At 72.2% G+C, this 7,125-nt stretch carries 5 protein-coding genes, 1 rRNA gene and 1 pseudogene; 2 read left to right on the forward strand and 5 right to left on the reverse strand.

Annotated elements, in window-relative coordinates; all coding sequences use genetic code 11:
- The 3 genes and pseudogenes from E1287_RS40835 to E1287_RS44420 all read right to left on the reverse strand — a co-directional run.
- A pseudogene (locus tag E1287_RS40835) lies at window positions 1-284 on the reverse strand (hypothetical protein); the annotation flags it as partial.
- A 57-nt stretch (window positions 285-341) separates the two neighbouring features.
- Complete coding sequence (locus E1287_RS40840) at window positions 342-851, reverse strand: DUF1360 domain-containing protein (RefSeq protein ID WP_243719788.1); 510 nt, start codon at window positions 849-851, stop codon at window positions 342-344.
- Between the two features lie 2 nt (window positions 852-853).
- Window positions 854-1,111, reverse strand: coding sequence for a Rho termination factor (locus tag E1287_RS44420; RefSeq protein ID WP_165969438.1), 258 nt, complete (start codon window positions 1,109-1,111; stop codon window positions 854-856).
- 66 nt (window positions 1,112-1,177) lie between these two features.
- Here E1287_RS44420 and E1287_RS40845 point away from each other — a divergent pair, with 66 nt between their 5' ends.
- On the forward strand, window positions 1,178-4,417 hold the full coding sequence (locus E1287_RS40845) for an AfsR/SARP family transcriptional regulator (protein WP_165969439.1): 3,240 nt from the start codon (window positions 1,178-1,180) through the stop codon (window positions 4,415-4,417).
- A 15-nt stretch (window positions 4,418-4,432) separates the two neighbouring features.
- Here E1287_RS40845 and E1287_RS40850 read toward each other — a convergent pair whose 3' ends face one another.
- Together E1287_RS40850 and E1287_RS40855 are read right to left on the reverse strand one after the other, a co-directional pair.
- Window positions 4,433-5,254, reverse strand: a complete 822-nt coding sequence (locus E1287_RS40850; RefSeq protein ID WP_131971121.1) for an ABC transporter permease — start codon at window positions 5,252-5,254, stop codon at window positions 4,433-4,435.
- Window positions 5,251-6,234 carry an ATP-binding cassette domain-containing protein gene (locus E1287_RS40855; RefSeq protein WP_131971123.1) on the reverse strand — a complete coding sequence of 328 codons (984 nt, stop codon included), beginning with the start codon at window positions 6,232-6,234 and terminating at the stop codon, window positions 5,251-5,253. The genes E1287_RS40850 and E1287_RS40855 overlap by 4 nt, the downstream gene beginning before the upstream one ends.
- Window positions 6,235-7,010: 776 nt before the next feature.
- On the opposite strand from E1287_RS40855, the gene E1287_RS40860 reads away from it, so the two are divergent.
- Window positions 7,011-7,125, forward strand: a 16S ribosomal RNA gene (locus tag E1287_RS40860); the annotation flags it as partial.

Here is a 7,125-nt window from a genome sequence, read left to right on the forward strand (position 1 = left end):
GTGCGGGGCGGGCCGGGGAGCCGTTCGGTGTGGGCCACCTCGCCGTCCGCCGCGAAGATCACCAGCCCCTCGGAGCGGCGCGCCCGCGTCTCCTCGGCGATGGTCTGCTCGATCGCGCGGAGCATGCCCTTCGGGGCGTGTTGGGCCTCCAGGTCCGCGCGCAGCGCCCGCCACCGCAGCTCGACGGCCTTGGACGCGTCCTCGGTGGTCCGGGTGAGATCGGCGTACACCGACGCGAAGGGGCCCGGACGTTGGTACAGCGACTTGAGGAATGCCAGATCCATGGGGTGGCCCTACCCGCCGTATATGGGGCAAACGTAAAGAATGAGGCGTATGGGACGTCATCCTTCGGCGGCCCGCTGGAGCCGCGCGTAGGCGAGCTGCAGCCAGTCCGAGCCCGCGACGGCCGTCATCGTGGCGCCGGCCAGGCGGGTCGCCTGCGGGGCGAACACCAGGCCCGCGGCGTAGGCCGTCGCGACCCACTGGGCGGTGCAGAAGGGGCAGGTGATCAGCTCGCCGACGGCGTGCCGGACGCCGTGGCCGCGCACCTCCTCCGCCACCTCGGCGGGGCCGGACGTGCCGGAGTACCGGGTGAACGGGGCGCGCAGCGGGCTCGTCACCGGGTCCTTGGCGATCAGCCGCGACGTCTTGTGCGTCGTGATCGTCATCAGCGCGAGATCGGCGAGGCCGATGGACGGCGACCGGTCGCGCAGCCGGCGGCCCAGCAGCGCCATCGCCCCGGTGGTCACCGCGTAGACGGCCATGGTCCCGAGATACGAGCCGAGCGGACGGTCCGAGTCTCCGGCGTACTCCTCCTTCTGCCTGCGCGCGGAGTCGACGACCGCGTTCACGGTCAGTGGTTCCGCAGCGCGTCGACGAGCTGGGACTTGTTCATCGAGGACCGTCCCTCGATGCCGATCTCGCGGGCCCGCTTCAGCAGGTCCTCCTTCGTCCAGTCGGAGTACGGGGGGTTCTTGCCGCCCTTGCGGCCGACCTTCTTCTTGCCCTGGCCGGCCGACGCGTTCGCGATCCGCGCGGCCTTCTCCTTGCTCTCGCCCTGGTCGCGGAGCTTCTGGTACGTCTTCTCGTCCTTGATCTGTGCTCTAGGCATATCGGACACCTACCCGGCACACGCGGTCCATTCATCGGCGACAATGGCAGCCGGGGAAGGGGATACGTGCGCATCGGCATCCTGGGCCCGCTCGACGTGCGGGACGAGGCCGCGCGGCCCGTCGAGGTCGGCGGCCGGCGGCTGCGCGCTCTGCTGGTCAGGCTCGCGGCCGAGGCGGGGCGGCCCGTGTCGGCCGACCGGCTGCTCGACGACCTGTGGGACGGCGCGCCGCCCGCCGGCGGAGGCAACGCGCTGCAGGCGCTGGTCTCGCGGCTGCGCGGCGCCGCCGGACGCGACCTGGTCGAACACGGCCCGGCCGGTTACCGGCTCGCGATCGACCCGGCGCAGGTCGACGCGGTCGCGTTCGAGCGGGGCGTCGCGGCGGCACGCGGTGACAACGATCCCACCCGGCGGGCCGAGCGCCTCCGCGAGGCGCTCGCGCTGTGGCGCGGGCCCGCGCTCGCCGACGTCGCCGACGCGGGATTCGCGTCCGCGACGATCGCGCGGCTTGAGGAACTGCGGCTCGCCGCCGTCGAGGACCGGGTGGACGCCGAGCTCGCCGCCGGGCGGCCCGTCCCGCCCGTCGCCGAGCTCGAACCGCTCGCCGCCGCGAACCCGCTGCGCGAACGGCTCCGCGGGCACCTCATGCGCGCCCTGTACGCGGCCGGACGGCAGGCCGACGCGCTGGAGGTCTTCGAGGAGACCCGCCGCGCCCTCGCCGACCGGCTCGGCGTCGACCCGTCCCCGGAGCTGTCCGCCGTCCACCTGGAGATCCTGCGCCACGACGCCGCGCCCGCCGCGCCGCCGCCGGGCGTCCCGCGGCCCGCGCGCACGAACCTGCCCGCCCAGCTCACCAGCTTCGTCGGACGTGAGGAGGAGTCGCGGCGCGTCGGCAAGCTGCTGCGCGAGACCAGGCTCGTCACCCTCACCGGCCCCGGCGGGGCGGGCAAGACGCGGCTGGCGGGGGAGAGCGCCGCCGCGCTCATCGAGGAGATGCCGGACGGCGTGTGGTTCGTGCCGCTGGCCCCCGTCAGCGACCCGGGCGACGTCGTGCAGGCCGTGCTCGTCGCGCTGGGCGTCCTCGAGACCGTCCGCCCCGGCGAGACCCGCGTGATCGCCCGGCCCCTCGAACGGCTCACCGACTTCCTCGCCGCCAAGCGGATGATCGTCGTCCTCGACAACTGCGAGCACGTCCTCGACGCCGCCGCGCGGCTCGCCGGGCACGTCCTCGCGCAGGCCGAGGGCGTGCGGATCCTCGCCACCAGCCGCGAGCCGCTCGGCATCACCGGCGAGTCGCTGTGCCCGGTGCCGTCCCTCCCGCTGCCGGACGGCGCCGTCGACGACCCCGCGGACGCGGTCGGATACGCGTCCGTCCGGCTGTTCGCCGACCGGGCCGCGGCCGTCCGCCCCGGCTTCACCGTGGACGCCGAGACCGTCGCCGACGTCATCGCGATCTGCCGCGCGCTCGACGGCATCCCGCTCGCCATCGAGCTGGCCGCCGCCCGGCTGCGTTCGCTCACGTCCGGCCAGATCGCGGCCCGGCTCGGCGACCGGTTCCGGCTCCTGACCGGCGGCAGCCGCGCCGCGTTGCCCAGGCACCGGACGCTGCGCGCCGTCGTCGACTGGAGCTGGGAGCTGCTGGACGACGTCGAACGCACCGTCCTGCGCCGCCTCTCGGTGTTCGCGGGCGGCGCCACGCCGGACGCCGCCGTTCACGTGTGCGGCCTCGACGCGCCCGACGCCCCCGACCCCCACGACGTCATCGACGTGATCGCCGCGCTGATCGACAAGTCGCTCGTGATGGCGGACGGCGACGCCGAGGTCCGCTACCGGCTGCTGGAGACCGTCCGCGTGTACGCGGGGCAGCGGCTGGACGAGGCGGGCGAGACCGCACGCGTCCGGTCCGCGCACGCCGCCTACCTGGTCGACCTCGCCGAGCGCGCCGAGCCGGAGCTGCGCCGCCACGACCAGCTCCGCTGGGCCGAGCGGCTGGCCGACGAACGCGGCAACGTCACCGCCGCGTTCCGGCACCTGATCGAGACGCGCGACCGGGAGATGGCCCTGCGGCTGGCGGCGGCGATGGTGTGGTTCTGGATACTGCGCGACCAGGAGATCGAGGCGGGCCACTGGGCGGTCGGCGTCCGCGACATGGTCGGCGACGACGTCCCGCCAGGCCTGGAGGAGCAGTACGCCCTGTGCTTCGTCGCGGCCGGCCTCATCTCGGAGATGAGCCGGGAGGCCGGGCCGTCGCCGGAGGCGCTGAGCGCCATCTTCGACAGCGTCGCCGACATCGTCCCCGGACGGCCGATGCATCCCGCCCTCGCCCTCATGGAACCGGCGTCCAGCATGTTCAGCGGGGACATGGACGAGATCCGGCGCCGCCTGCACGGCACCGAGGACCATCCCGACCCCTGGGTCCGCGCCGTCACCCACGCCCTCCTCGCGCACATGGGCATCAACACCGGGCACATCGACGAGGCCGCCGCGGAGGCCGCGGACGCCTACGTCCGCTTCCGCGACCTCGGCGACCGCTTCGGGATGATCCTCGGGCTGAGCGGGATGATGCAGGTCGCCACGGCCCGCGGCGAGCTCGCCGACGCCATCCGGTTCGGCGAGGAGGCGTACGGCTACGCGACCGCCGGGGTCAGTCCCGAGCAGGGCGCGTCGATCCTCACCCAGCTCGCACGGGCCCGCGCCGACCTCGGCGACATCGCGCGCGCCCGCGAGGACCTCCACCTCGCGATGGCGCAGATGGACCACATCGGCGAGTTCGCCGAGGCCGCCAGCGCGTCGCTGCTGCTGTGCGAGCTGGCGCTGAAGGAGGGCGACCGCGAGGCCGCCCTCCCGCACGCCGACCGCGCCTACAAGTGGGTCGAGCCGCGCGAGCACCGTCCCGACTTCGCGCAGGTCGTCCGCCGCACCTACAGCCGCCTCGGCTGCCTCGCCGAGGAGGACGGCGACCTGGACGGGGCGCTCGGCTGGCACCTCCGGGCCTTCAGCGACATCAAGAACGACACGCTGATGGGCAACCCGGCCCTCGCCTCGCTGGTCGAGGGACTCGCCGCCTTCGCCGCCGCGCGCGGCGCCCGCACCCGCGCCGCCGAGCTGCTCGGCACCGCGCACACCCTGCGCGGATTCCGCGACACCGGCTGCTACGACGTCCACCGGACGCTCACGGCCGCCACCCGCGCCCTCGGCGGCGACGCCTTCTGCGCCGCCTACGACCGCGGCCGCCGCGTCACCCGCGATGACGTCTTCGCGGCAGGCCCCGGCATCGTCCGCTCCACCGCCCCGGCCCCCGCCTGAAAGCCCCGGTCGGCGTCAGGCCCTCCGCGAGTACATCCACATGGCCAGAGGGAACGTGACCACGACGATCCCCGCCGCCCACGCGAGCGTGTACCAGACATGGTTTCCGACCGGTCCGCCGACCATCAGCGCACGCATCGAGTCCGCGAGATGTGTGACCGGGTTGACCTTCGTCCAGGCCTCCAGCCACCCCGGCATCGTGGACGTGTCCGGGACGAGCACGCTGCTCCCGAACGTCAGCGGCATCACCCAGATGAACGAGAGCCCCTGGACGGTGCCCGGCGTCGGCGCGACCAGCCCCACCAGGACGGAGATCCAGCAGACCGCCAGATAGAACACGTACGCCAGTGCGAACGCGGCCAGCACCGACAGCGGATCGGTATGGAATCGGAATCCCAGCAGCGACCCGAACCCGACCAGGACCGTCATCACGGTCACGAACCGGGCCGTGTCCCCGAGCACCGACCCGATCAGCGGCGCGGAACGGGCGATCGGCAGGCTGCGGAACCGGTCGAACACGCCCTTGTGGATGTCCTCGTTCAACGCCGTCCCGAGGCCCATCGTCGCGAACATCGCCATCTGAGCGATCAGGCCCGGCAGCAGTTGCTGCAGGTACGACTGCGTGTCGCCCGCCACCGCCCCACCGAACACGTACAGGAACAGCAGCAGGAACACGATCGGCATCAGCGTCGTGTCCAGCAGCTTCTCCGGAGAATGCTTCAGCTGGGCGATGTTCCGCCACGCCAGCGTCAGGCCGTGCCGCAGCGTCCGCCGCGGGCTGATGTGCGCGGGCGGCTCCTCGGCCGGACGGCGCCCGGCAACCGTGATCGCGGTCATGCCACGCTCCCTTCCGGGACGAGTTCGGTCTCGGCGCCGTCTTCCTCGGCGAGATGGCCGGTCAACGTGAGGAACACCTCGTCCAGGCTCGGCATCCGCAGCGCCAGCTCCGCCGCCGTGATCGACGCCTCGTCCAGCCGCCTGACCAGCGCCGACAGCAGCCGCGGATCGTGCACCGGCGCGGTCACGAGCCCCGCCGGCTCCCGCACCTCGGGACGCTCCCCCGTCAGCTCGGCCACGATCGCGGTGAGCTGCGCCGTCCGGTACGGCTCCGCGGCGCGGACCACCAGCGTCTGCCGCCCGATCTGCCCCTTCAGGCCGTCGGACGTGCCCTCCGCGATCACCCGTCCGTGGTCGAACACCGCGATCCGGTCGGCCAGCGCGTCGGCCTCCTCCAGATACTGCGTGGTCAGCAGCACCGTCGCGCCCTCGGCGACGACACCGCGGACCGTGTCCCACACCTCGTTGCGGGCCCGCGGGTCCAGCCCGGTCGTCGGCTCGTCCAGGTAGATGACCTCGGGACGGTTGATCAGGCTCGCCGCCAGATCGAGCCGCCGCCGCATCCCGCCCGAATACGTCTTCACGGCACGCGACCCGGCCTCGGTGAGCCGGAACCGGTCGAGCAACTGGCGGGCCCTGGCCTTCGCCTCCCGCCGGTCGAAATCCAGCAGCCGGGCGATCATCACCAGGTTCTCGACGCCGGTCAGCTCCTCGTCCACGGACGCGTACTGCCCGGTCAGCCCGATCATCGCGCGCACCTGGACGGCGTCCTTGACGACGTCGTAGCCGCACACCTCAGCCCGTCCGGCGTCCGGCTTCAGCAACGTCGCCAGCACCCGGACGGCGGTCGTCTTCCCCGCGCCGTTCGGCCCGAGCACCCCGAGCACCGTGCCCCGGCGCGCCGAGATGTCCACACCGTCCAGGGCCTTCGTGTCCCCGAACTGTTTACGCAGCCCTTCGGCGCGAATCACATCGTCCACAGTTCCGCCCCTCACAGGTTTTCGTCGTGACGCCACCACCGTCACCGACCCCGCTGACACGGCGCGGACATCCGCGACCGCCCGCTGACATCGCACTGACGCGGCACTGAGGCCGGACACCTGAACCCTCTGTGACCAGCGGGTTTCCGCCGCCGGACGAGGGGATGGACGCTCCGATTTGACGGGCCGTCCCGGGCTGCCTAATCTTCAACGTGCCCTGAGGGATGCGGGACGCCGGAAGGCGGACGGCCCCAGAGCGAAGCCAACAGAGAAAATCGGTTCGCAGCTTGATCCGGGCCGGGGTACTCTTGAGTGGCAAGCCCGGACGGGGCGCAGGACGCCGGAAGGCGGCCGGCCCGTAGGGCGCCTCCCTTCGAAACGATCTCGGCAGGTTCTGCCTGCGGGTTGGTTGTCGTGTGGGGGATTCGGTTCGTCTCCGCCTCCGTCGAAAAGATCTTCGTTGATCGGGTTGACAACGGCGGCGGAACGGGTAAGTTAGAAGGGTTGCCCCGGAGCCGGGGCCTGCGGAAGCAGGTTCACGGCGCGGTGGGTGTCCGTTTCTTGAGAACTCAACAGCGTGTTAAAAGCCAGTGCCTTTATGCGGTCCGGCCGGTTTGTTTTGGCCGGTCCGTCCCCGCGGCCGCCCCTCTGGGGGTGGTCGGGGATTTCTTTGAGGCAATGCGATCCTTTCCTTTTGGGGAGGGTGGCGATGCTGGGATTGTTTTCCGAGGTTTGGCCGGTCTGGGGGTTCGCCCCTCTGGGTTGGTCGTTTGGCCTTAATGGAGAGTTTGATCCTGGCTCAGGACGAACGCTGGCGGCGTGCTTAACACATGCAAGTCGAGCGGAAAGGCCCCTTCGGGGGTACTCGAGCGGCGAACGGGTGAGTAACAC

It is taken from the genome of Actinomadura sp. KC06 (genome assembly GCF_004348735.1).
Classification (GTDB): domain Bacteria; phylum Actinomycetota; class Actinomycetes; order Streptosporangiales; family Streptosporangiaceae; genus Spirillospora.

Excerpts from the sequence above, each read along its gene's own strand:
- E1287_RS44420 (WP_165969438.1), bottom strand. The coding sequence starts at position 1,111 with ATGCCTAGAGCACAGATCAAGGACGAGAAGACGTACCAGAAGCTCCGC.
- E1287_RS40850 (WP_131971121.1), bottom strand. The coding sequence starts at position 5,254 with ATGACCGCGATCACGGTTGCCGGGCGCCGTCCGGCCGAGGAGCCGCCC.